The organism is Citrobacter rodentium NBRC 105723 = DSM 16636 (genome assembly GCF_021278985.1).
Classification (GTDB): domain Bacteria; phylum Pseudomonadota; class Gammaproteobacteria; order Enterobacterales; family Enterobacteriaceae; genus Citrobacter_A; species Citrobacter_A rodentium.
Window position 1 is genome coordinate 3821846 of sequence record NZ_CP082833.1, and the last position, 25854, is coordinate 3847699.

General features: G+C 50.6%; 18 protein-coding genes and 5 pseudogenes. 10 read left to right on the plus strand and 13 right to left on the minus strand.

Annotation, left to right across the window (positions count from 1 at the left end; all coding sequences use genetic code 11):
- Nucleotides 1–6: 6 nt before the first annotated feature.
- Nucleotides 7–1212 carry a GGDEF domain-containing protein gene (locus K7R23_RS18150; protein ID WP_012905907.1) on the minus strand — a complete coding sequence of 402 codons (1206 nt, stop codon included), beginning with the start codon at nt 1210–1212 and terminating at the stop codon, nt 7–9.
- Nucleotides 1213–1465: 253 nt separating this feature from the next.
- Here K7R23_RS18150 and zntB point away from each other — a divergent pair, with 253 nt between their 5' ends.
- The 3 genes from zntB (at nt 1466) to dbpA (ending at nt 4314) form a co-directional block, all read left to right on the plus strand.
- Nucleotides 1466–2449 carry a zinc transporter ZntB gene (gene zntB, locus K7R23_RS18155; protein ID WP_012905906.1) on the plus strand — a complete coding sequence of 328 codons (984 nt, stop codon included), beginning with the start codon at nt 1466–1468 and terminating at the stop codon, nt 2447–2449.
- A 279-nt stretch (nt 2450–2728) separates the two neighbouring features.
- Nucleotides 2729–2911, plus strand: coding sequence for a proline-rich small protein YnaL (gene ynaL / locus K7R23_RS25805; RefSeq protein WP_024132681.1), 183 nt, complete (start codon nt 2729–2731; stop codon nt 2909–2911).
- Nucleotides 2912–2940: 29 nt separating this feature from the next.
- Nucleotides 2941–4314 carry an ATP-dependent RNA helicase DbpA gene (gene dbpA, locus K7R23_RS18160; protein ID WP_012905905.1) on the plus strand — a complete coding sequence of 458 codons (1374 nt, stop codon included), beginning with the start codon at nt 2941–2943 and terminating at the stop codon, nt 4312–4314.
- 40 nt (nt 4315–4354) lie between these two features.
- Here the strand turns inward: dbpA and ttcA are convergent, their stop codons facing one another.
- Both ttcA and K7R23_RS18170 read right to left on the minus strand, forming a co-directional pair.
- On the minus strand, nt 4355–5290 hold the full coding sequence (ttcA, locus tag K7R23_RS18165; protein ID WP_012905904.1) for a tRNA 2-thiocytidine(32) synthetase TtcA: 936 nt from the start codon (nt 5288–5290) through the stop codon (nt 4355–4357).
- A 45-nt stretch (nt 5291–5335) separates the two neighbouring features.
- Nucleotides 5336–6514: pseudogene (locus K7R23_RS18170) on the minus strand (tyrosine-type recombinase/integrase).
- A gap of 41 nt (nt 6515–6555) precedes the next feature.
- Here K7R23_RS18170 and K7R23_RS18175 point away from each other — a divergent pair.
- Nucleotides 6556–6864, plus strand: a pseudogene (locus K7R23_RS18175) (phage tail tip fiber protein); the annotation flags it as partial.
- Here K7R23_RS18175 and K7R23_RS18180 read toward each other — a convergent pair.
- Together K7R23_RS18180 and K7R23_RS18185 are read right to left on the minus strand one after the other, a co-directional pair.
- Nucleotides 6844–7537: pseudogene (locus tag K7R23_RS18180) on the minus strand (IS3 family transposase); the annotation flags it as partial. The pseudogenes K7R23_RS18175 and K7R23_RS18180 overlap by 21 nt on opposite strands.
- 36 nt (nt 7538–7573) lie before the next feature.
- A protein-coding gene (locus tag K7R23_RS18185; RefSeq protein WP_217968131.1) for an IS3 family transposase occupies nt 7574–8709 on the minus strand; the annotation gives its coding sequence in 2 pieces (ribosomal slippage) (nt 7574–8463 and nt 8463–8709; 1137 coding nt in all).
- A gap of 218 nt (nt 8710–8927) precedes the next feature.
- On the opposite strand from K7R23_RS18185, the gene K7R23_RS18190 reads away from it, so the two are divergent.
- The 4 genes and pseudogenes from K7R23_RS18190 (at nt 8928) to nleC (ending at nt 11435) form a co-directional block, all read left to right on the plus strand.
- Entirely contained in the window at nt 8928–9512 is a 585-nt protein-coding gene (locus K7R23_RS18190) for a T3SS effector NleG family protein (RefSeq protein ID WP_012905902.1), read from the plus strand.
- A gap of 79 nt (nt 9513–9591) precedes the next feature.
- On the plus strand, nt 9592–9774 hold the full coding sequence (locus K7R23_RS18195; RefSeq protein WP_024132678.1) for a phage tail fiber C-terminal domain-containing protein: 183 nt from the start codon (nt 9592–9594) through the stop codon (nt 9772–9774).
- 407 nt (nt 9775–10181) lie between these two features.
- Nucleotides 10182–10382, plus strand: a pseudogene (locus K7R23_RS18200) (non-LEE encoded effector protein NleB); the annotation flags it as partial.
- 33 nt (nt 10383–10415) lie between these two features.
- Nucleotides 10416–11435, plus strand: coding sequence for a type III secretion system effector zinc metalloprotease NleC (gene nleC, locus K7R23_RS18205; protein ID WP_148222082.1), 1020 nt, complete (start codon nt 10416–10418; stop codon nt 11433–11435).
- Between the two features lie 110 nt (nt 11436–11545).
- On the opposite strand, the pseudogene K7R23_RS18210 reads toward nleC, so the two are convergent.
- The 4 genes and pseudogenes from K7R23_RS18210 to nifJ all read right to left on the minus strand — a co-directional run.
- Nucleotides 11546–11659 (minus strand): annotated as a pseudogene (locus tag K7R23_RS18210) (YkgJ family cysteine cluster protein); the annotation flags it as partial.
- A gap of 572 nt (nt 11660–12231) precedes the next feature.
- Entirely contained in the window at nt 12232–12666 is a 435-nt protein-coding gene (gene uspF, locus K7R23_RS18215) for a universal stress protein UspF (RefSeq protein WP_012905900.1), read from the minus strand.
- A gap of 192 nt (nt 12667–12858) precedes the next feature.
- Entirely contained in the window at nt 12859–13992 is a 1134-nt protein-coding gene (ompC, locus tag K7R23_RS18220) for a porin OmpC (RefSeq protein WP_012905899.1), read from the minus strand.
- Between the two features lie 355 nt (nt 13993–14347).
- Nucleotides 14348–17872, minus strand: coding sequence for a pyruvate:ferredoxin (flavodoxin) oxidoreductase (nifJ, locus tag K7R23_RS18225; RefSeq protein WP_012905898.1), 3525 nt, complete (start codon nt 17870–17872; stop codon nt 14348–14350).
- A 601-nt stretch (nt 17873–18473) separates the two neighbouring features.
- Between nifJ and K7R23_RS18230 the strand changes: the two genes are divergently transcribed.
- A complete protein-coding gene (locus K7R23_RS18230; protein ID WP_049794248.1) occupies nt 18474–19001 on the plus strand; it encodes an NlpC/P60 family protein in 528 nt (175 codons plus the stop codon).
- A gap of 137 nt (nt 19002–19138) precedes the next feature.
- Nucleotides 19139–19411, plus strand: a complete 273-nt coding sequence (locus tag K7R23_RS18235) for a putative hemolysin (protein ID WP_024132676.1) — start codon at nt 19139–19141, stop codon at nt 19409–19411.
- Nucleotides 19412–19418: 7 nt separating this feature from the next.
- On the opposite strand, the gene hslJ is transcribed toward K7R23_RS18235, so the two are convergent.
- The 4 genes from hslJ to K7R23_RS18255 form a co-directional block, all read right to left on the minus strand.
- Nucleotides 19419–19841, minus strand: coding sequence for a heat shock protein HslJ (hslJ, locus tag K7R23_RS18240; RefSeq protein WP_012905895.1), 423 nt, complete (start codon nt 19839–19841; stop codon nt 19419–19421).
- A gap of 103 nt (nt 19842–19944) precedes the next feature.
- The gene (locus K7R23_RS18245) at nt 19945–20934 is read right to left on the minus strand and encodes a 2-hydroxyacid dehydrogenase (protein WP_012905894.1); all 990 of its coding nucleotides are present in this window, start codon (nt 20932–20934) and stop codon (nt 19945–19947) included.
- Nucleotides 20935–21284: 350 nt separating this feature from the next.
- The gene (locus tag K7R23_RS18250; protein WP_042623019.1) at nt 21285–24512 is read right to left on the minus strand and encodes an autotransporter outer membrane beta-barrel domain-containing protein; all 3228 of its coding nucleotides are present in this window, start codon (nt 24510–24512) and stop codon (nt 21285–21287) included.
- 654 nt (nt 24513–25166) lie between these two features.
- Nucleotides 25167–25835, minus strand: a complete 669-nt coding sequence (locus K7R23_RS18255; protein WP_012905892.1) for an SOS response-associated peptidase — start codon at nt 25833–25835, stop codon at nt 25167–25169.
- Between the last annotated feature and the right edge of the window lie 19 nt (nt 25836–25854).

The following is a 25854-nucleotide window of genomic DNA, read 5'->3' on the forward strand; positions in this document are numbered from 1 at the left end:
TCGTATTCAGGCCGCCAGAACCCGGTTGCGGCCTTCCTGTTTGGCCCGACACAACGCGGCCTCCACGCGTCTGAACAGTTCATCGACGCTTTCTTCAGGCTCATGTCGGGCGACGCCAATGCTTACCGTAAAACGCGGCAGGCCGGGGAGAGTGAGTCTGGACACCGATACGCGAATGGCTTCCGCAAGCTGAAGCGCTGCCTCCAGCGAGGTGTGCGGCAAAAGCAGAATAAACTCCTCGCCGCCCCAGCGAAAAACATGGTCGCCTTGTCGCGCGTGCGTTTCAAGATTGCGCGCCAGCGCGCAGAGCACTTCATCGCCGGTTAAATGACCGTACATATCGTTAATGCTCCTGAAGCGGTCGGTATCGATCAGCAGCAGGCTATAATCATGCGTCTCGATCAGCTGATAAAACTGTCGTCGGTTGAGCAGGCCGGTGAGCGCATCGCGCGCAGCCGCCTGCGCAAGCGCCTGTTCCAGACGTTTTTGCTCGGTGATGTCATGAATGATGCACAACATGAGCCGATCGCCGTAGATTTCGATGGGGCCCGTATAGGTCTGTACGTGACGGGCAGAGCCGTCGGCCATTCGGTGGACAAAATATAAGGGCTTATGGCCGCCCGGCAGCCGGGCAATTTCATGCATAACGGGTAATATCTGCCGGCCCAGCATATTTATTTGCCACGTATGTTTCTGACACATCGCCTCCAGGCTATAGCCATAGAAGCTGAGCGCCGCCAGATTCGCATCCACAATCAGTCCATCGCGCGCGGGGTCGATCAGCAGCATCGGCGCAGAGTTGGTGAGGAAAAAGCGTGCATAGAAACCCTGCTTTTTTCGCTGATAGGCGGCAGAACGGCTTGCTTTCAGCCTCTGCGCCGCCGGTGTGTCAAATCCTTCGAAAAGTATCACGTCCCCCGCTTCGGGCAACTGTTGCAGCGACAGTCGGCAGGTAAGCGCGCTGTGGGCGTTGAGGCGCGTCACCGTCAGTATCTCCACAATATCCTGACGACTGCGTAAATCCTCAATGTAATCAGGTAACTGCCGTTGCGCATGGGTAGAGAAGATCCCTTCGCGTAACTGACTGAAGGTATTTTCCTGCATTAGCTCTCTGGCAACGGCGTTGGCAAAAATCATTTCCCCGCTTTGCGGAGAAACGATCCAGACAGGAACAGACAGCAAGTCCAGAGCGTTAAGGTTGTGTGCAATCATCATTAATCCTGTTTTTATTCGATAACTTGCGTTCATGCGCGTAAAAGAGCAAAGCAGGATGGCTGGTGGTTGCGGCAATAAGCCTGAAACGCGCAAAATTTAACTCTAGCAGGGATTCAGCTGGCCGCCCGCTCGTAACGTGATTATTCGCCGGCTTTTTATGAGCATTATCAGCGTAATGGGACAATAAGCAGTTGCTTAAGCCGGATCGGCGGCTAGACTAACCACAAAAGCGCGAGGTACGGGAGACGAAATGGAAGCCATAAAAGGGTCGGAAGTCAGTGTGCCGGATGCGGTGTTCGCCTGGTTGCTGGATGGCAAAGGCGGCGTCAGGCCGCTCGAAGATGACGATGTAATCGACAAAGCGCATCCGTGCTGGCTGCATTTGAATTATACCCACCCGGACAGCGCGCAATGGCTGGCGACGACGCCGCTGCTGCCGAATAACGTGCGGGACGCGCTGGCGGGCGAAAGCCTTCGTCCGCGCGTCAGTCGGATGGGGGAAGGGACGTTGATCACCCTGCGCTGCATCAATGGCAGTACCGATGAGCGTCCCGATCAGCTGGTGGCGATGCGCTTGTATATGGATGAACGGCTGATTGTTTCCACCCGTCAGCGTAAAGTGCTGGCGCTTGACGATGTGGTCAGCGATCTGCAGGAGGGAACCGGCCCCGCCGACTGCGGCGGCTGGCTGGTAGATGTCTGCGATGCGCTGACCGATCACGCCAGTGAATTTATCGAACAGCTCCATGATAAAATCATCGATCTCGAAGATAATCTGCTCGATCAGCAAATTCCGCCGCGCGGATTTCTGGCGCTGCTGCGTAAGCAGTTGATTGTGATGCGACGTTATATGGCGCCTCAGCGGGATGTCTACGCGCGATTGTCCAGCGAGCGTCTCTCCTGGATGAGCGACGACCAGCGGCGCAGAATGCAGGATATTGCCGACCGGCTGGGGAGAGGGCTGGACGAAATCGACGCCTGCATCGCGCGTACCGGCGTAATGGCTGATGAAATTGCGCAGGTCATGCAGGAATCGCTTGCCCGGCGTACCTATACCATGTCTTTGATGGCGATGGTGTTTCTGCCCAGCACCTTCCTCACCGGGCTGTTTGGCGTCAATCTTGGCGGCATACCGGGCGGAGAATGGCGTTTTGGCTTTTCGCTATTCTGTATTCTGTTAGTGGTTCTGATTGGTGGTGTTACTTTATGGTTGCATCGTAGTAAATGGTTGTAAAAATGGACCTTTTAAGACCTTTCCTCTGTTAAAAAGGGCTTTTAAATTGAGCGAAGTCAATAAACGTCACGCCTGTTCGCGGCAATATCACTCTCGCAGGTGAATGCAACGTCAAGCGATGGGCGTTGCGCTCCATATTGTCTTACTTCCTTTTTTGAATTACTGCATAGCACAATTGATTCGTACGACGCCGACTTAAATAAGTCGGCTTTTTTTTGCCTGTCAGGTCGTATCAGCGACTACCCTGAAAGGGTAGCCATTGATATAGCGGAGGCAAAAATGACCCATTCTGTTTCCCCACTTCAGCCGGACATCCGTTTTTCCGATCCCGTTCCTGTTGATCCGGTACCGGTTCCCGATCCGGTGCCTAGTCCGCAGCCAATGCCGGACCCGCCGCCGAATGAAGAACCGATTAAATTGTCGCATCAGCGGCGCAGATCTGCGAGGATACGCGCTTGCTGACTGTGAGTCGTTTACCGCGAGATTAAATTGTGACCGCTTTTTCTATCCTGAACGTTCTGCCCGCCGCCCAGCTCGCTAATCTTCGTGAGCTGGGATATTTATCAATGACGCCCGTGCAGGCCGCTGCGCTCCCGGCGATTCTGGCGGGGCAGGATGTCAGGGTCCAGGCAAAAACCGGCAGCGGTAAGACCGCCGCTTTTGGGCTTGGGCTGTTACAGCACATTGATGCCGCATTGTTTAAAACCCAGTCGCTGGTGCTTTGCCCGACGCGCGAACTGGCCGATCAGGTGGCCGGTGAGCTGCGTCGTCTGGCGCGTTCAATGCCGAACACAAAGATCCTGACGTTGTGCGGCGGGCAGCCTTTCGGCGCTCAACGTGACTCCCTGCAACATGCGCCGCATATTATTGTAGCGACGCCGGGACGCTTACTCGATCACCTGCAAAAAGGCACCGTCTCCCTGGAAGGGCTTACGACGCTGGTAATGGACGAAGCGGACCGGATGCTGGATATGGGATTCAGCGATGCTATTGATGAGGTGATACGCTTTGCGCCAGCCTCACGCCAGACGCTGCTGTTTTCTGCGACCTGGCCGGAGGCGATTGCGGCGATAAGCGCCCGCGTTCAGCGCGACCCCGTTACCATAGAAATTGACGCCGTGGATGCGCTGCCGGCAATTGAACAACAATTCTTTGAAACATCCACGCAGGGCAAGATCCCACGGCTGCAAACGTTGCTCAGCCTGCATCAGCCTGCATCCTGCGTGGTGTTCTGTAACACCAAAAAAGATTGCCAGGCGGTATGTGACGCACTGAATGCGTCAGGACAAAGCGCGCTGGCGCTGCACGGCGATCTGGAACAACGCGAGCGTGATATGACGCTGGTGCGTTTTGCTAACGGCAGTGCGCGCGTGCTGGTGGCGACCGACGTCGCCGCGCGCGGCCTTGATATCAAAGCGCTGGAGCTGGTGGTGAATTTCGAGCTGGCGTGGGATCCGGAAGTACACGTTCACCGGATCGGACGTACGGCGCGCGCCGGTAATCGCGGTCTGGCAATCAGCTTCTGCGCGCCAGCGGAAGCGCAGCGGGCGAATATTCTGGCCGAAATGCTGCAACTGACGCTGAACTGGTGTGACGCACCGACAAATATGGCGATCAAGCCTCTGGAGGCGGAAATGATGACGCTTTGCATCGACGGCGGGAAAAAAGCCAAAATGCGGCCGGGAGACGTGCTAGGCGCTCTGACCGGCGATATGGGGCTGGATGGCGCCGACATCGGTAAAATTACCGTGCATCCGGCGCATGTGTATGTTGCGGTGCGCCAGTCGGTGGCGCATCACGCCTGGAAACAGCTGCAAAACGGTAAGATTAAAGGCAAAGCCTGCCGGGTGCGTCTGCTGAAATAAGGGGGGCGCCGTCCGGCAGGACAGAAGCGCCAGATGGCGCTTACTTTACCTCAACGACGTTCAGGCGAAGCTCATCAAGCTGATTTTCATCATCTTCCGGCTGCCAGCCAGCCGGTTGCAACGGGATCTCCTGGCGATCGAACGCCAGATCGCCGCCGTCGACAACTTCAGCGCCATGCCTGATGCCTTTAAAATCAAACAGATTGATATCGCTCAGGTGCGACGGCACCACGTTCTGCATGGCGCTGAACATGGTTTCAATACGACCCGGATAGCGTTTATCCCAGTCGCGCAGCATATCGGCAATCACCTGGCGTTGCAGATTCGGCTGCGATCCGCACAGGTTGCAGGGAATAATCGGGAACGCTTTGGCTTCGGCAAATCGCTCAATATCTTTTTCGCGGCAGTAGGCCAGGGGGCGAATGACGATGTGTTTACCGTCGTCGCTCATCAGCTTCGGCGGCATCCCCTTCATTTTCCCGCCGTAGAACATATTGAGGAACAGGGTTTGCAGGATGTCGTCGCGATGATGGCCCAGCGCAATTTTGGTTGCGCCCAGCTCGGTTGCAGTGCGATACAGAATGCCGCGACGCAGGCGCGAACACAGCGAGCAGGTGGTTTTCCCTTCCGGGATTTTCTCTTTCACAATCCCGTAGGTATTTTCTTCGACAATCTTATATTCGACGCCAAGCTGCTCAAGGTATTCCGGCAGGATGTGTTCCGGGAAGCCGGGTTGCTTTTGATCGAGATTGACCGCCACCAGCGAAAAGCGAATCGGCGCGCTTTGCTGCAAATTGCGCAAAATCTCCAGCATGGTATAGCTGTCTTTACCGCCGGAGAGACAGACCATAATGCGATCGCCGTCTTCGATCATATTAAAATCGGCAATGGCTTCGCCCACGTTACGACGCAGACGTTTCTGTAATTTGTTGATATTGTACTGCTCTTTCTTTGTAACTTGTTGATTTTCAATCATTGTTTTGTATCTCTGATACCAAAAGGGGCAAAATTGGGGCAAAAGTTAAAGTGACAGCCGGGCATTAAGCATTGCAATCTGCTCGCCATTAAGTTCCTCGATCCATCTTCCATAAATTCATAAACCATTTGCGCGTTATCATGCCCCATCTGACTGGCTATAAATGACGGGTTAGCTCCGGCTGATAACATCCAGCAGGCAAAGTATGCCGCGTATGGTACGGATTACGCCGACGAATACCAGCACGTTTTACGGCTGCGTTCCATCTTGCACCAATGCTACTCAAAGAGTAGTAGGGCTTTTGTTCCCCTTTGCGCATTCTCGGCATGAAAACAAAGTGCAGTTTCTGCACCTCGGTTTTCCCGTATTCTCTGTGGTGGAAGGTTATTGCCGTCCTGGGTTGCAGTGCTGTGAGTTTCCGTTGCGCTCTAAGCGCCTCGAGCGCAGGCTTCAACAGGGTGACGGTCCTTACCCCTGCATTCGTTTTGGGCGGACCAAACGTACCAAGAATATTCAGGTTTCTTCTGACACACACAATTCCTTTCTCCAGATCCACATCCTCCCACGCCAGTGCGGCCAGTTCTCCATGTCTCAGCCCGGAGTAAATAGTAAATTTCCATAAATTCTGACTTTGTCCTGTTTCACTTAGCATAAGTGCGTCAAACTCATGCCTCGAAAGAGGATCCGGCTTTGTTTTGTCTCGCTGCAGTTTTTTACCCCTTCAAACGGCTTACCTTTGATAAAGCCGGAGTGATACGCGAATCTGAGCAAAGAACAGAGCAGGGAGATATAATTATCTACTGTGCGTACAGTGCGTCCCTTTTTATTACTTCTGGGATTATTATGATACATTGTTTCCCCATGTAATAATTCATTCCTGTAACTCATTATGTCGCTATATCTTATACTATTAATCGGAGTGCTTGCTGAAATAATGATTTTCAAAATTCGGATTTGTGACCGGGTTTTACGCATTGTATTGTCAGTTAGCTCAGTCTCTTTTATTTCAGACCATATTTTACAAAGTTTTTTAAAAGTCTTAATGTTTTTAGTTGTCACCAGTTTTGCACCGTTGCGTGAATTCGGGAATCGACGGTGGTATTCAAATTCTCCTGTACTTATTTCGTGAGTAATAAGTGCTCTCAGGTTTCCTGCCTTTTTGATATTTGCGGGGGTGATTTCCCATCCATAAAGTGATTCCCTGCATCTTTTCCCTCTGAACATAAACCAGATGCAGATTTTGTTACCCCGGATCTCAACACCTCGCGGTAATCGGTGCCGGTACTGAGAATACCCCGGACGGCATGCAGAGTCAGGTGCTTCTTGCTGCAGATCGTGTGGCATTCATTAATCCGGCGAACGGTAACACCACACCGGTTCTGGTCACACAGGGCGGACAGACGTTTATCAATGAGGCGCTGATTAAGTCCCTTATTGCTCCCACCATTATCAGCGGTGGCAATCCTCCGGCATTTTCCCTGACATTAGACGGAAAGCTGACCGCTAAAAATGCGGATATCAGTGGCAGTGTGAATGCGAACTCCGGAACGCTCAACAATTTCTCCGTTATACAGATCGAGAGCCGGAGACAGATACCGTTTTTCTCCGTTGATTTTAAATTCCGTGACATCTGTTACCCACTTCTGGTTGGGCTTATCCGCTCTGAACTGCCGATTCAGTACATTACCCGCAGCTTTCCCGTACCGGCCTCTGTAAGAGTTATATTTCTTCCTTCTGATACAGCAGGTTAAATCTGACTCCTTCATTAATCTCTGAACCGTTTTATGGTTCAGTAAGCTTCCTTCCCGGCGGCTCGCCAGCGTGATCCGCCTGTATTCATACCGTCCTTTGTGTTTATGGAACAGCGTTAAAATCTGCCTCTTATCACCGGCATATTGGTCTGGTTTTTTACCGCTGGCCAGTTGCCAGTAGAATGTGCTTCTCGCCAGCCCTGCCGCTTTTAACAGGCGTACAAGAGGGAACTCCGGCCTTAACTCATTCACGACCTGCGTTTTATCCCGCGTTTTGACGTGCTTCTTTCCCTGAGTAAAGCCTGCAGCTTTTTTAGATATGTCACTTCAGCACGCAGTTGTTCAGGCTCCTCTCGTTCATCCGGGTCAGGAGTGCCTGCAAAAGAGGGACTGAGTGATTTTCAGGGCGTTCTGGCATCATTTTTTTCCTGCGTCGGCTGTCAGTAAGGGTTTCGGAACCCCCTTCATCATACAGCCGTTCCCACTGACAAACAGTGTGGACTGACCCCACGCCTGTAGACAAATTCTGTCCTCACGACGAGGCCTGTTCAAAGGCCTCCGGACTGACGCCGCCGAGGTGGCTGTGGCGCCGGGCCCGGTTGTAGAACACTTCAATGTAATCGAAGATATCCGCCCGGGCCAGAGCCCGGGTTTTGTATATTCTCTTCCTGATGCGTTCTTTTTTCAGTGAACTGAAGAACGATTCGGCCACCGCATTATCCCAGCAGTTGCCACGCCGGCTCATGCTCGGTGCCAGGTGATTGGCCCGGCAGAAGCGCTGCCAGTCGTCACTGCCGTACTGACTACCTTGATCGCTATGTACGATGACCTCGCCGTCCGGTTTTCGGCGCCAGACCGCCATCATCAGCGCGTCGAGCGCCAGTTCGCGCGAGAGAGTGGGTTTCATCGACCAGCCGACCACATTACGGGCAAAGAGATCGATAACCACCGCCAGATACAGCCAGCCCTGCCAGGTGCGGATATAAGTAATATCGGTGACCCAGACCTGGTTGGCCCGGACAACGGTGAACTGCCGCTGCACGCGATTAGGAGCAACGATTGAAGGCCTGCCAGCGATACGACGTGGCGCTTTATAGCCGCGCACGGCTTTAATCCGGTTCAGTTGCATGATCCGACCCACCCGGTTTTTACCGCAGGTTTCCCCGATTTCGTTCAGATCGCCATGAACCCGCCGGTAACCGTATACGCCTCCGCTCAGGGAATATGAGTCGCGGATAAGTATCAGCAGGCGCTGGTTATCTTTATCACGCGCCGAGACAGGGTTATGCAGCCACGCATAGAACCCGGCCCGGGCGACATTCAGTACCCGACACATCGTCATCACACCCCATACAGTGCGGTGCTCATTGATAAAGCGGTACTTCAGTCGGGCTCCCTTGCAAAGTACCGCGCGGCCTTTTTCAGGATATCCCGTTCTTCTTCGGTGCGTTTTAGCTGCGCCCGGAGTTTCAGGATCTCGCTTTTCGCTTCCAGTAAATCCCGGGCATGCTGCTCGCTGTTATCAGGTTTGATAGCCCGTAGCCACTTGTAGAGGCTGTGTGCAGAGACGCCCAGACGGTCAGATACTTCGGCGACGGAATAACCGCGTTCCGTTATCTGACGGACGGCTTCTTCCTTAAATTCAGGTGTAAATCGTGGTGTGCCCATACGCTCCTCCTATGCTCAAACTATAGGGCAGGATCGTCTACCGGGGCGGGGTCAGTCCAACTATAGGGCAGGATCGTCTACCGGGGCGGGGTCAGTCCACCTTACTTCGTTGAGTGTCCAACTTTTGGGGGGCAGTTCACATCTCCGGTTTTTGTTGTCATGTCAGGTTGATGTTTGTTAAGAAGAAGCGGCGATAATATTTATATGGAGAGTAAACAATGCAGCCTGTAGGACTATCTAATACGCCAGCTAGCTCATTATTGAATGAGACAGCAGAATTACGTCATCAAACAACACCAAGACAGCTTGGAGGAATCCGAATAGTTGGTGAGATAGTTGACATTTCTTATGAACCAAATGATGTTGTTTTTTTCGGTGTCGGACGTGGGGTTATGATTGGGGATATCCTGTTTCCTGGTTCGTCTGCCGATATTATGAGGGAATTGTTAATGGCGCATTCTGGCGTAAGAGGAATACTACAGCAACAAGAAAATGCACCCTCATCATTACAGACAAGAATATCAGAATGTACCTTTAGTGTTAGCCAGGAGAAGCTTCAATGCCCGGAAGAGGAGATGCGGTGTCCAGTTACATTAGAAACTCCAGAAAAAGGGGTATTTGTTAAAAATTCGGGAGATTCTTCGGTTTGTACCTTATTTGATTCGAGTTCTTTTTCTCGTTTGGTCCGTGACGGTGGAGTTCACCCACTGACACGAGAGCCAATAAAGGCATCAATGATTGTAAGTTCTGATAAATGTGTTTATGACAATGCCAAGGGTAACTTCGTTATAAAAAATAGTTAAAATATTTTTCTCTGAAATAATATTGGCTGTCGGTAATTTGTAAAATGACCGTGAAAACGGGCAGCCACATACAGCACAACTGCGACCAAGCCCGGCAAACATTCTGGAGTCAGACGAGCATGGCATTATTCCGGAGCTGGATATGGTAATCACGCAGGTGGTGAAACTGGATGCGGATAAAAGGCAGATACAATGCGTGGTGAGGCCCCTGCAAATCTGGCGAACTGACGGAACATGGGAAAATATTGGCGGGATGAAATAGCCGACAGGTTCACAAAAGCCGGAATACACCTCCGGTTTTTGTTGTCATGTCAGGCTGATGTTTGTTAGGAAAGTAAAGGTGGGCAACAGAACATCTCGTATAATTTATACATAAAGTTGTTCATGCCTTAACATATCTTTGGATAAAGAGGGCAAAACGGCTGGAGGCTTTGTGGTTGAGTATGCCAATATAATGCTTAAAGAGTTAGCAGACAGGGCTTTTCCTTGCGATTCCCCATTAAGTAATAATTGTAAAGAAAACATGGATAAACAGGATGACGAATGCTTTCATCGATAAGGACCATTTACCATAACTCCGCTAATATATTGCAGAATTCATCCGGTCAAACGGCTTCTTTTTGCAGGAAAGGAATATGAGTTAAAGGTCATTGATGAAAAAACGCCTATTATCCTGCTCTACTTGAGGGATTGTCTTTTATGCACAGAAGAGTAGATGCTCATCCATATTATGATGGTTTAGGTAAAGGGATAAAGAAATATTTTGATTTTACTCAATTACATGATTACAATCATTTTTATGACTTTATTGAGTTTAAACATCCAAATATTATTATGAACACAAGTCAGTATACAGGCAGTTCATGGTAAATGGTTTTTACATAGTTTATTCTGTTGTAATAAATGATTAGCATGGTATTAGGTATCAACATGAAAATTCCCTCACTCCAGCCCAGCTTCAACTTTTTCGCCCCAGCAGGATACTCTGCTGCCGTTGCTCCTAATCGTTCGGACAATGCCTATGCTGATTACGTATTGGATATAGGCAAGCGAATACCACTTTCCGCGGAAGATTTAGGCAACCTATATGAAAATGTCATTCGCGCCGTTCGTGACAGCCGTAGCAAGCTCATAGATCAGCATACGGTCGATATGATTGGTAACACTATACTTGATGCTTTGAGCCGATCACAAACCTTTCGTGATGCCGTAAGCTATGGCATTCATAATAAGGAGGTACACATTGGTTGCATTAAATACAGAAACGAATACGAGCTCAACGGAGAATCCCCCGTCAAAGTTGATGATATTCAATCACTAACCTGTACCGAATTATATGAATACGATGTCGGGCAAGAACCAATTTTACCCATTTGCGAGGCAGGAGAAAACGATAACGAAGAGCCTTATGTCAGTTTTAGTGTTGCGCCAGATACTGACTCTTATGAGATGCCATCGTGGCAGGAAGGGCTGATTCACGAGATTATTCATCATGTGACTGGAGCTAGCGATCCGTCTGGAGATAGTAATATAGAGCTAGGACCCACGGAGATTCTCGCACGTCGTGTCGCTCAAGAGCTGGGATGGACTGTCCCCGACTTCATAGGATATGCAGAGCCAGATCGTGAAGCTCATCTTAGGGGACGTAACCTGAATGCCCTTCGACAGGCGGCCATGCGACATGAAGATAATGAGAGGACTTTCTTCGAAAGGCTGGGTATGATCAGTGATCGATATGAGGCGAGTCCTGATTTCACAGAGTATTCCGCTGTGTCTAACATAGAATATGGATTTATCCAGCAACATGATTTTCCCGGGTTGGCTATCGACGATAATTTACAGGATGCAAATCAGATCCAACTCTATCATGGAGCACCTTATATCTTTACATTCGGGGATGTGGACAAACACAATCAGCGCTGACGCGTCTTTGCAGCGACACAAGGCTACTACTCTTGCATTTTAACGGAGTTGATGATGGAAAATCGTGCAACCTTGTATGTAAAGGCGAAAAACCAAATTTTACGGTAGTAAGTGAGCCTGGCGGGAATGGTACCGCCAGCATCATCGGCTTTGGCCCAATAAAATGATACTCGAAAAAAAGCACAACATGCTCCACATGTCATGCACGGATTCAGAATGCTCATTATTTCACCTGCATCATATCGACTTACTTATTGATTCAAGCGGCAGACAAATTAGGTTAACTTTTTGAATGAATCAAGTCACAGGCTAGTTCAGATTGAGGCAGAGAAGAATGGGGCAAAACGGTTCAAAAGGGGCAAAATTTGGGCATAAAAATGTAGTTTATTGTAGCTTATTGGAGTAGTTGCGAGGTCATATCTTATATGAAATATAAAGAAAATCATTTAAAATCCAGAGGTTGCATTTTTGCATCCAGTTTATTAATATTGTACTGCTCTTTCTTGCTAATTTCTTGATTCTGCTAAATTTAATAGTGGCTCAATTCATTATGTGGCATCAGAGAGGAGTGCGTCGCGCTAATAAAACCGGCAACGCTGTCTGATCGAAAAAACTGTGGCAGGTATGGTACGTATGGTACGTATGGTACGTATGGTACGTATGGCACGGATGGTACGTATGGTACGTATGGTACGTATGGCACGGATTAGCGAGAAAAATGTCAGCACATTTAAAAGGCAAAACGCAGCGCCCGAAGGGAAAGGAAAAGCCCGCTGCAGGGTGCGGGCTGAAAAGCTTAACGAACGACCAGCACCGAGCATTCAGCGTGGCGTACAACGGCTGCGGCGTTAGAACCGAGCAGGTAGGTGGTAATATCCGGACGGTGCGAGGCGATAATTACCATATCGGCCGGTAATTTTTTCGCCATTTCCAGAATTTTGTCTTTTGGCGAGCCTTCGGCGACGTGGACATGCACCCGGTCAGAGGGAATAGCGAACTTGTTGATTATCGTTTCCAGTTGCGATTTGGCTTCGGCTTTCAGATCTTCCATGGCGGGCAGTTCTGCGGAATAGGCCAGACCGAGGGAAGCGTAATAGGGCAGCGACGGAATAACGGTCAGAAAATGAACCTGTGCGTCATCTATTTTGGCTTCTGCGTCGACATGGGTAATAACGCGTTGAGTTAATTCTGAGTCGGAAATATCAATGGGGACAAGAATCGTTCTGCTCATAAAACCTCCTGTTTTAATATCCATATAAAGTGTAACGCCTTATCGCTTGTTGCGTATAATGATGACGGTCACATTTTGAGATTACTGATTTAGTATTTATCTGAACAGAAGGGCGCATTATTAGCAGCGGGCGATATAAGGTGAAGAGCGGCAGGAAAAAGATAGCCCGCCGTTGCCGGCGGGCTGAACAACTTAGAACTGGTAAACCAGACCCAGCGCGACAACATCATCAGTGTTGATGCTGTTGCTTGCGTAGAAGTTGTCGTCCTCGTCCAGCAGGTTGATTTTATAATCAACGTAGGTGGACATATTTTTATTGAAGTAGTAGGTTGCGCCAACGTCAGCGTATTTAACCAGATCTTTGCTGGTGTCATTACCCTGGCCGCTCAGATCTTTACCTTTAGACATCAGGAAAGAGATTGCCGGACGCAGGCCGAAGTCGAACTGGTACTGGGCAGTCACTTCAAAGTTCTGCGTTTTGTTCGCCACGCCATCATCGCCATACGGGGTCATATTGCGGGTTTCAGAATACATGGTCGCCAGGTAGATATTGTTGGCGTCATATTTCAGGCCTGCGGTCCAGGCGTCAGCGTTTTCACCGCCAGCGACTTTATCGCCCGCAGTAACCTGTTCATTGGTACGGTCGGAGGAGGTATAAGCAGCGCCGGCGCTGAAGCCCATGCCGAAGTCATACGTCGTGGAGATACCGAAGCCGTCGCCGTTCTGATGACGAACATCGCGGCCATTATTGGTGCCTTCCTGAGAGCAGTAACCGTCTTCGTTGCAGTTAGCGCTTTCGTTATTGCCCTGGTACTGCAGCGCAAAATTCAGACCGTTAACCAGACCGAAGAAATCAGCATTACGGTAAGTTGCCACACCGTTCGCACGACCGGTCATAAAGTTATCGGCCTGGGTGTAGGAGTCGCCGCCGAATTCCGGCAGCATATCGGTCCAGCCTTCCACGTCGTACAGAACGCCGTAGTTACGACCATAGTCGAATGAACCGTAGTCGCCGAATTTCAGGCCTGCGAAAGCCAGACGGGTCCAGGAGTTAGCGCCTTCGCCTTCAGTGGTGTTGGCCTGAACGTTATATTCCCACTGACCAAAGCCGGTCAGCTGGTCGTTAATTTGGGTTTCACCTTTAAAGCCGATACGTGCGTAGGACTGATCGCCGTCAGCGTTAGTATTGTCTGAAAAATAATGCAGACCGTCTACTTTGCCATAGAGATCTAATTTGTTGCCGTCTTTATTATAGACTTCAGCGGCATGCGCTGCGCCAGCGGCTAACAGTGCAGGGATAACAAGGGCCAGTACTTTTCTTTTCATCGAAATAATCCTTTAGTTTTTTATTTACCTGTGTCTCCCTCTTAGGGGAGCAAAAGCATGCTAAAGGAGAAGTTCCGTAAAGAGATAAATATGAATTGTTACGTATTAAGTAAAACGTTAATTAAATGATTCTGCGGAAATAGTGATAATTACCGTGAATGTATTTGCTGGGAAATATATAAAATAAAAATTATACAAAATAACTATATTAGGATATTCTGCGCAGGTTATATGCCTTTATTGTCAATGTTTGCTTTTTGTTGGCCCATTGCGAAGCGTACTGATTTGCCAACAATCATAATGACAAGCCCGAACGAATGTTCGGGCTTTTTTTTACCTGATCGACTCATAGCGGTTATTCGCTACGGGGTGTTTCCGCTTTTCCCGCCAGCTGCGCCAGGAAATCATAGCGTTTTTGCAGATCTGCGGCGGCGTCTCTCCATAATTGCTCCGCGACGTCCGGCTGCTGGGCGTTCAGACGGCGGAAGCGTTGCTCATTCAGCAGCGTTTCCGCCAGCGCATCTGACGGCGGACGGGAATCCAGCGCCAGCGGTAATTTACCTTCTTCCGCCCGACGCGGATCAAAGCGATACAGCGGCCAGAAGCCGGTTGCCGTCAGCTGACGCATCTGATCGTGACTCAGCGCCAGATCGTAACCGTGTTCTTCGCACGGGCTATAGGCGATGATTAGCGACGGACCCGGATAGGCTTCCGCTTCCTGAATCGCTTTCACGGTCTGGTTAAGCTGCGCGCCGAGGGAGATCTGTGCGACGTAAACGTGACCATACATCATCATGCTGACGCCGAGATCTTTGCGCGCTTTGCGCTTGCCGTGCTCGCCAAACTTCGTCACGGCGCCCAGCGGCGTCGCTTTTGAAGCCTGTCCGCCGGTGTTGGAGTAGCACTGCGTATCCAGCACCAGGATATTGACGTTCTCGGTCAGACTGAGCACGTGATCCAGGCCGCCGAAGCCAATGTCGTAGGCCCAGCCGTCGCCGCCAATCAGCCAGATTGATTTTTCCACCAGCGCATCGGCGTCGGTCAGCAGCTCCTGCGCGCCGTCGACCTCTTTCAGCTGTTGGCGCAGCGCCGCCACCTGCTCGCGACGCGCTTCCGGCGTTGCCTGCGCATGTAACGCTTCATACAGATCCGCCGGGATCTTATCGGCAAACTGCGTCAGCAGACGCAGCACGCGAACGCGATGCTGGTCGACGCTGAGACGGAAGCCGAGACCGAACTCGGCGTTATCTTCAAAGAGCGAGTTGGCCCAGGCCGGACCGCGACCGTGCGCATCGGTGGTATACGGCGTGGAGGGCAGGTTGCCGCCATAAATGGAGGAGCAGCCGGTCGCGTTGGCAATCAGCATACGGTCGCCATATAGCTGGGTCAGTAACTTAATGTACGGCGTTTCGCCGCAGCCGGAACAGGCGCCGGAATACTCAAACAGCGGCGTAATCAGCTGCGAGGTGCGGATATCAATGCGCTCCAGCTTACTGCGGTCAATTTCCGGCAGATCGAGGAAGAAGTCATAATTCACTTTTTCTTCTTCGACGTGTTCAAGGCGCGACATCATATTGATGGCCTTGATTTCCGGGTTCTGGCGATCTTTCGCCGGGCAAACTTCCACGCACAGGTTACAGCCGGTGCAGTCTTCCGGCGCCACCTGCAGCATGTATTTTTGTCCGCGCATATCGCGTGATTTTACATCCAGCGAATGCAGGGTGGCAGGGGCGTTTTCCATATCCTGCGGTGAAACCACCTTCGCGCGAATCGCTGAGTGCGGGCAGGCGGCCACGCAATGGTTACACTGGGTGCACAGTTCCTCTTTCCAGATCGGAATTTCTTCGGCGATGTTGCGTTTTTCCCAGCGCGTGGTGCCCAGCGGCCAGGTGCCGTCAGGGGGAAGGGCGGAAACCGGCAGCGCATCGCCAAGACCTGCCAGCATGGCGGCGGTAACGGTTTTGACGAAGTCAGGCGCGGCGTCGGAAACCACCGGCGGACGGTTGGCGCTGTGCGGATTCACCGGTTGTAACGGCACTTCGGCGACGGATTCGCGCGCCAGCGCCAGCGCCTGCCAGTTACGCTCCACCAGATCCTGACCTTTGCTGCTGTAGCTTTTGGCGATGGCGCCCTGAAGCTCGGCCAACGCGCTGTCGCCAGGCAGGATTTGCGTGAGATGGAAGAAGGCCATTTGCATGACGGTGTTGATACGCGCCGCCAGTCCGCATTCGCGGGCGATTTTAGCCGCATTGATCGCGTAAAAACGCGCTTTCTTCTGGTTCAGTACCGCCTGGACTTCCTGCGGCAGACGCGCCCAGACTTCGTCTGCGCTGTACGGCGTGTTGAGCAGAAAAATCCCGCCGGGCTTGAGGCGTTCCGCCATCTGATATTTATCGATAAACTGCAGCTGGTGGCAGCCGACAAAATCCGCCCGGGAGATAAGATAAGCGGAACGGACAGGTTGTTCGCTCACCCGTAAGTGGGACACCGTCAGACCGCCAGCTTTCTTCGAGTCGTAGACAAAATAACCCTGCGCGTACCAGGGCGTGGAGTTGCCGATGATTTTGATGTTGTTCTTGGTCGCCGAGACGCTCCCGTCGCTGCCCAGGCCGTAAAACAGCGCCTCCAGTTTCGCCGTTGCAGGCAGGGAGTTTTCCGGCAGCGCTAGCGACAGGTTGGTCACATCATCATAGATCCCGACCGTAAACCGGGATTTCGGCTTGTCGCTGCTCAGCTCATTAAAGACGGCCAGCACACATTCCGGGCCAAACTCTTTCGATGACAGGCCATAGCGACCACCGATGACGCGCGGCAGCGTTTCGCGCTCGCCGCCGTTAAACGCCTCCGCCAGCGCGGTCATTACGTCAAGGTATAAGGGTTCCGCCTGCGCGCCCGGCTCTTTGGTGCGGTCGAGCACGGCGACGGAGCGCGCCGTTTCCGGCAGGGCCTGCAGCAGATGCTTAGCGGAGAAGGGGCGGAAGAGACGAACTTTCAGCACGCCCACTTTCTCACTGTGGGTCAGCAGTTCGTCAACCACCTCTTCGCAGGTGCCGATGGCGGAACCCATCAGGATAATTACCCGTTCCGCCTGCGGGTGGCCGTAATATTCGAATGGCTGATACTGACGGCCGGTTGCTGCAGCGAAGTCGTTCATCGCCTGTTCAACATGCTGGTAAACGGCGTTGTACCACGGGTTTGTCGCTTCGCGGGACTGGAAATAGGTGTCGGGGTTCGCCGACGTGCCGCGAATCACCGGATGCTCCGGATTCAGCGCCCTGGCGCGGTGCGCGTCAATCTCTGCCTGCGGCATCAGGTTCAGGATGGTATCGTCCGCCAGCGGTACGATCTTGTTTATTTCGTGCGAGGTACGGAACCCATCGAAAAAGTGAATAAAAGGCACCCGGCTTTTCAGCGTCGCCATTTGCGAAATCAGCGCAAAGTCCTGGGCTTCCTGAACGCTGGCCGCGCTCAGCATGGCGCAGCCGGTCTGGCGTACCGCCATTACGTCGGAATGGTCGCCAAAAATGGACAGCGCGTGCGTAGCGACGGTACGTGCGGCGACGTGCAGTACAAAGGGGGTTAATTGTCCCGCCAGTTTGTACAGCGTCGGGATCATCAGCAGAAGCCCCTGGGAAGAGGTAAAGGAGGTGGAAAGCGCGCCGGTTTGTAACGCGCCGTGTACGGCTGCGATTGCGCCGCCCTCTGACTGCATTTCAACAACGCGAGGGGTATCACCCCAGACGTTTTTAAGCCCGTTGCCGGACCAGGCATCAGCCTGCTCGGCCATCGTAGAACTGGGCGTAATGGGGTAGATGGCGATAACTTCACTGGTGCGGAACGCCACCGAGGCGACTGCGCCATTACCGTCAGTTGTAATCATAGAACACCCTTACATTGCGCAAAATGAGGGACGCAGGAAACCACTTAGCGCCCTGATAGTTATTCCTTCAGTATAGGACTTTCCTGTATTCCCTTGAAGTTATGCGGCTTTCGAGTGCACAAATTGACACAAGGATCGCGAAACAGAAGCGATATATTAATATTTCGTTAACGTACACGTGCCTGCGGATTTGTCGTAAGCGCGGGAAAACGCGTATTGCCATTTAACGAAAATATAAAGAATCGGCCCGTTATTAACCCGGGATTAACAGAGGGAGGACAATAAATATTGTTAAGGTCCAGAAATGGAAGGTTGCCTGTTTTGCGGAAATAGATAATAAAATGAACAGCTTCAATCTATCTTATACAACTAAGTCGCCTTAATAAGACTATTTCAGTTGGGCTGTGCCACCTTCCTCCCTACACTGCATCCACAGCAGGACAGTTTGCATCCTGTTATTTTCAACTTAGTCATTTCAATAACAATATTAATTCGCAGATACATGCGAAGAACATTTTTTTAATCTATCGTTAAAGATAAATCTCTTTGGTGCGCGCAAAAGTCTGGAAGTGATAATGTAATTACCTGTTTTAATTAAGTTATGATGCGTTTAATTTTGTTTATTTTCTTTATTTCGGCCTCATCGTCGTCGTTTGCTTTTGTCAAAATTCAGGCACTGGAGTGGGGACGCGATACCATTACGTCATTTTCTTCTTCTGATATGCGCTATGCTCCTGCGCCTGCTCAGGGCAACAGGACGCAGCTGAAGCGCCGTATTATGAACGAATTCGCGGCGTGGCGTGGTACGAATTACCGGTGGGGAGGGGACAGTCACAGGGGGATCGACTGCTCGGCGTTTACCCGCAGAATTATCGCCTCGGTGATTCATAAGCATTTACCACGGACGGCACTGGAACAGCGTCGCATGGGACAACGGATCCCACGCGATGCGCTGAGTGTCGGCGACCTGGTCTTTTTTGAAACCAAGCCCGGCGTGCATCACGTAGGCGTCTATATCGGTAATGATGCGTTTATTCATGCTTCAAGTTCGCAGGGGGTGACGTTGTCACAACTTTCAAGCAATTACTGGCAGGCGCGCTACGTCACCGCCCGGCGGATCGGCGCGTGATGTGAATCAAAACAGAGTGGGAAAAGGCAAGTAAATGTGGCCGTGGCGCATAAATGCGCGCTTTAGCCCTCGACGCAATCGATTCGCATGCCTATTATTAGGGCGTTTCGTTTAGCTTAAATCAGAAGGGGAGTAAAATGCGCGCAGCGTTTTGGGTAGGATGTGCCGCGTTATTATTGTCGGCGTGCAGCAGTGATAATGAGCCGGTTCAGCAGGCGACGGCAGCGCATGTCGCGCCAGGGTTACGGGCGGCGATGTCCAGCTCCGGTGAAGCCAACTGCGCGATGATAGGCGGTTCGCTCTCTGTCGCCCGGCAATTAGACGGTTCTGCAATTGGCATGTGCGCGCTTCCTAACGGCAAACGTTGCAGCGAGCAATCACTCGCCGCGGGACGTTGCGGCAGCTATTAAGCGCCCGTTACTGTACTAAGTCAGCCAGCCTGTAGCTCAGCGTATGTTCGGCTGTCGCCAGGGTCAGCTGGTTTGCGGTCAGATCAACCTGCGCGCCTTGTCTGAGCATGGTACTCAGCGTGTTATCCAGTTCAGCCAGCTGCGGACTGGCGCACATCATGCGCGTCATTGCCAGCTCTTTTACCTTTAGTGCGCCATCAGACAGCGTAGCCTGGCCGTGAAAGCGATTGCACATTTTGCCTGAAAGGGTCATCTTCTCGCCGAAGCTGAGCTCGGGCGGATTTGCCGTAGTGGCAATGGCTTTACCATCCACGCTTTCCAGCACGAAGCGGTGATGCTGCAACTGCTCACGGCTGACAGATATCTTCCCATTACTTACACAACCTGCCATCAGCAGGCTCAGCGCAGCCAGCGCGACAACGTTCTTCATATTTACTCTCTGAATCCTTTTCTCCGCATCAGGATAACGATCTTACCGGAGATGGCTTTGGGGAAAATCTGAAATCCCCTCCTGCGGCAGGAGGGGATACAGGTTAAAACAGGGCGTTTGGACAGCTTTCGCCGTTGGCTAACTGCTGCAAATTTTGCAAAGTGGTTTCAGAAATGCTGGTAAGCGCTTCTGCGGTCAGGAAGGCCTGATGCCCGGTAAACAGGACGTTGTGGCAGGCGGAGAGGCGACGGAACACATCATCCTGAATGACGTCGTTGGACTTGTCTTCAAAGAACAGGTCGCGCTCGTTCTCATAAACATCCATACCCAGCGAACCAATTTTCTGATTTTTCAGCGCGTCAATGGCGGCCTGCGAGTCGATTAACGCCCCGCGGCTGGTGTTAATCACCATCACGCCGTTTTTCATCTGATCGAACGCGGCGTGGTTCAACAGGTGATAGTTTTCCGGCGTTAACGGGCAGTGCAGTGAAATTACATCGGATTCCGCAAACAGCGTGGTGAGATCGACATACTCCACGCCCAGATCGAGGGCCGCAGCGCTGGGATACGGATCGAACGCCAGCAGACGCATACCAAACCCTTTCAGAATGCGCAGGGCCGCGATACCAATCTTACCGGTGCCAATAATGCCTGCGGTTTTGCCGTGCATCGTAAAGCCGGTCAGGCCTTCCAACGAGAAGTTAGCATCACGGGTACGTTGATATGCGCGGTGAATACGGCGGTTCAGCGTCATCATCATCCCGACGGCATGTTCCGCTACGGCTTCCGGCGAATAGGCAGGGACGCGAACGACCTGTAATTCCAGTTCTTTCGCGGCCTCAAGATCGACATTATTAAACCCGGCGCAGCGCAGGGCGATATACCGCACGCCCTGTTTTTTTAGCTCTTCCAGTACCGGGCGGCTGCCGTCATCATTAACAAAGATACAGACGGCTTCGCAGCCATGCGCGGTTTTGGCGGTCTTTTCGGTGAGTAAAAAGTCAAAGAATTCAAGATCAAAGCCAAAAGCCTCGTTGACCTGTTGCAGGTACTTCTTGTCGTACTGTTTGGTGCTGTAGACGGCGAGTTTCATAAGACTTTCTCCAGTGATGTTGAATCACGCTTAAGCAATTAAAAATATTTTACAAAATATAAAAATATTGAAAGTCATGACTGTTAACAATAATTTTAGAGCATCTCTTGCTGATTTGCGCATGGAATTGATTTTACATGATTTTTACAAGAAAGTGTGGTCTGGGGCAGGGGACATAAAGATGCAGGTTCTTAACATATGCAGAAAAAACAAGATTGCTCCGCGTAACAATCCTGTTGGGGACAGACCATAAAAAAACGGCCATTATTAATGACCGTTTTCCTTTCACCATGACCGCCTTATCGCGACCTGGTAACACGGATAAGAAGGGGATATCCCGTAACCCTTCGTCAGAAGAGGTACTTCACACCCAGTATGGCTTGCGTATCGCTATACCCTCTGTCGCCAATCTGCTGCGCGACATTGCCCCACAGATTCACATTGGGTGTAAGCTGGCTTTCAACGCCGGCCTTCAGTTCACCCAGGTTTCGGGCCCCGGCCTGTTTCACTTCTGTACCATTCATCAGTGTGGTAAACGTTTTTGTGTTATGCAGCCAGTTAACTTCCACAAAGGGTTCAAATAACCGATTTTTACCTTCATCAACCAGACTGTGCCCTTTAATAAAGGCTCTCAGGCCAAGGCGGGACTGAATATTTCCCTCCCCGCGGCTGCGTACGAGCGTTCCGTTCGATTCCCGATGATCGTCAGCGTTAACCCCCATCCATGTCAGTTGCGCTACAGGCTGGATGTAATAGCTTTCCCGCTTATTTTTCTCACCCGTCTTCCAGGTATAACCTGCTTCAACAGACGCAGTTACGCCTTTCGACTTATAGTTTTCAGAGGAAAGCGACTGGCCGCTTACGGCGTTATTAAACCAGCTATAGAGCATCCATGTATCAAGATAACCGCCGGTTTTCTCGTTATTATCCTCGAGCCAGGTTCCGTAGAGGCCAACGCTATAACCCGCTACGCTCCCGTCGGCTCGGTAACCGCTGTAGCCGCTTCGCGTATTGCTTTTCTGATTGCCATAACCCCCCATGACCCCTAAATGGAAGCGATTTTCACCATTGCTGCTCCACTGCGCGATGTCGCCGCCCAGTTGCAGAACGTAGCGGTTCGCCTGTGTTTTCAGTTGGCCGCTGCTGTCTTTAAATCGGGTGTGTCCGCCGACATTTCGTAACCACATGCTGGTAACTTTCTCTTCACCCGTCAGCGCGTCAACATAATGCGTTTCTCCCAGGCGGTCATGTAACCGGTGTACAAATAAGGTATTTGCGGCCTGCAGGTTTGCTGCGTATTCACTTCCTTCAGGCCGGAATGCTGGCTTCGTATCCGGCTCCGGGGTGGGAACGGGAGTGGGTACTGGTGGCTGAACAGGGGAGGGTTCAGGACCAGGTTCTGGATCGGGTTTCGTATTTACAAGGTACCAGTTTTTATAATCGGCGCCTTTACCCCTGGTTAAATAGTAATCATAAGCGCCACCGACAATACGCTCTTTTTGACGGAATATACCGTCGGACAGGCCGTCAACACTAACGAGTTCAATTCCCTTAACGGTATAATCCCCAGTGCCACCTACGTTATTCACATGCACATAGGTCGTTCCTGAAGAGTTTCCCGTGATTTTCATTCGGTCAGTGAGAGAGGAATCATCACCGAGCACGGTATTGAAATGGATATGCCCATCATTACCGACATAATTCCCCCTCACCAGTAGCTCGTTACCAACGGACTCTTTTGTTATATGGCCATTTTTTGCGATAAATATTTTTCCCGCATTGCTAAGGCTGGTATCGACAACGAGTTGAGATGGCGTTGTTTTTTCAGAAAAATAGCTGCCAACTCTGAGGGTTCCACCTTTCTTTACCGTCGTTTTTCCCAGATAGCCTTCCGCAGATAAAATAGTTCCATCATTGATGAAAATATTTCCGCCTAAAGCATCAGAAGAGTCTACGCTCCCACCGGTGACAGAGAAGTCACCTTTGTAACCTTTACTGTTACCGCTGAGGTATAACGTCGAATGGCCATTTTTTTCGATCTGCCCGGTTCCTGCAAATGAACCTGCATAGAGGCTGTCAGCGTTTTGATCGATGTTAAGGCTGGCCGCAGTGACATCAACGATACCGCCATCGCCAGAAAGATGCGACATGATTAAATCGTGGTTGTTAAGGTTGAGCCTGCCGGAATTGACGATATAGGATGTTTTATTGACGAATGCGTTATTACTATCGGAACGTAGTTCTCCGCCTTCAACCCGGGTTCCGCCGGAATAATTATTACTTCCGGCTAATGCAACCAGCCCCTCTCCTGATTTAACTATCCCCCCCTGACCCGTTAATGAGCCGTTAAGATACATTTCCTTATGTTCATCTGCTTCAAGAACTGACTCCGAAAGCACGTTCATATTGACTTTAGTGGTAAGTTTATTGTCGCAATATTTGCAATCATTAACACGCAGGGTACCGCCATTGAGATTAAATTCATAATAACCCTCTCCTGCAATAATAGCGTCTTCATCAGGTGACAGATTACTGTTTGATATGGTCATGTAACCGTTTTTATTAAGATTAACAATTGCAGATGTTGCCGCGTTACTGGCCATGAAAAGTCCCGAGACCAGATTTTCAAAGCCATCTTCATCAGTATTCGCCTTGCCTTCAAATATTACGTCTGCATAATCATCAATATTGAGAACCGCATTGCCAGCGCCTTTCTGCGTTAACCTGACGTCAATGGCCTGTAGAGAAATAATGGCGTCAGCCGCAAGAGACATCATGCTTCTGACGATGAGTCGGCTTCCCGGGCCAGAAACGTTGATTATGGCAGAGGGCGTTTCCAGAGCTGAAAAAGAATCCTTATTGGCAAGCGTTGTTGATGCGCTTATTTGTCCTGCCGAAAATGTTCCGCTATCCGTTATATTAAGGATGCCTTTTCCAATATAACCAAGATACAGCGTTCCATTCTCGGCGAGGTCACCGAGATATGGCGCATTACTGATTAGATTCAGCTCGCTCCCCGCTCCGGATACATTTATTATACCGGTGTTGCTTGTGTTGCCCGCCCCGACATAAGCTTTATTTTTGGAGTAGTTTACGGGTTCGCCGACATTGAGTATCGCGCCGTCAACAATATTCAATGTACCTGTAACTTGACTGCTACGTTTTGTATTCCAGTCATAAAGCCCGCTGCTACCAACATTCAGATCAAGCGAGGTTATTGCACCTGTATCTGAACCTTTAATATTTAACGTACCGATAGTGTTATTAACTGATATATTATCGCTGCTAACTGTACCAACCGAAAAGGAAGTGTTGGCGTTCAGGTTTTTCGCGTATTCCGAGATTGTTAACGAGCCGTTCCCTCCATTCATCCCAACATTAAAAAAATGGTTGTAACTTGATGAACCTTTTAAAATAAGCTTACCGTTATTACCCTCTCCACCGCCTATAACATATCCTTTGTTTTCCCAATCCCATGTCCCGTCTTCAACTATTTCGCTTGAATTGAAATATAATGTTGATGCCGAGGTAGACCAACTCAATAGCATTAATGCAGAAACTTCAGAAATAAATTTCATATTGATATACATCCTGTACACGCTCCATTAACATCGATTGGATTTTAAAGTGTTGATGTTACAAACTCAATACCTCCAAATAAGAATATTGCCAATTGTGTCCAGGCGTAGTTACAAAGAACGGTATTAAAAGTTGATCGTTCGCCCTCACAGTGCTCGATCATATTTATTTTATGTAATCATTATGTTCTGATTTGGTTGATCTGGTGATTTTGCCTTAATGGCTATTTGTCTGGGCATAATGAGTGTTATTTAACATAATTGAAACACGGGATGCGTGTTTGCATACTAACAGTAGCAGAAAGAGTGGCAGTGAATGTTCGGAGATGGCAGTGATTTTCTAAAGGTATTTCCCCTTGATCAGAACATTCTTAATCTGATTTATATCATGGCCATCTTAGGGTGGAATGGGAGAGGTTTTTTCGTTTTCATGATGAATTGTTCCTGAAATTGCCGTTGGCCTTTGGATTTTTATGTGTCTTATCAGAAGATTCTTGCGGCAAAAAATTTGGCTGGTAAATCTTTGACAGGCATCCGGTCGCCAAGGGAAAGCGTTGTTCGGGATCTGCTGGAGGGGGGGTTATTAGCGATTAATTTCTTAACGGTGTTGATGAAAGAAAATAGTACCCCTGTGTTCCCGTCTCCTGTGCATCATCAGACGGGTTCAATTAACGCCGGACCCTGATTTTTTACGTTTCCCACGGCGCGCGTGACCGCGTGCCAGATAAACTTGTCGGCGGGCACTGCGCCGCTGGCGGCTATCTCTTCAGCCTCTTTCCCGCCGATGTCCTGCCTCATCCATTCCCGCGCCGCTTCCGGCGACAGAACCAGCGGCCTGCGGTCATGAATATCGACCAGCCCCCTATCGGCCGCCGCTGTCACAATCAAAAATCCCTCGGCATCATCTCCGCGCTCGAACGGAGTACTGCCGATGGCGGCCATGAATATTGGCTGACCGTCAGCGCGATGGATGAAGTAGGGCTGTTTTTTATCTTTTTCCTTTTTCCATTCGAACCAGCCGTCCGCAAAACAGATAGCGCGCCCATGCTGCCAGAGCGGTTTAAACATCCGGCTGCTGGCTGCTGTTTCAACGCGCGCGTTAATCAGCGGCGGTTTGTCCCACCATCCTGGCGCGTATCCCCAGAACACCGGATCCAGATGTAACTGCTCATCGCGTTCGCTTAGCAATAAAACTTTCGTCCCGGGCGCCACGTTGTACCGGCTTATTGGCGCCGGGTCGTAAGCGATATCACGTTCAGCTTCTCTGACTATATAACTCAGATAGTCTTCACGGGTTTGTGCCTGGGTAAAGCGTCCACACATGATAATTCTCCAGCCGCCT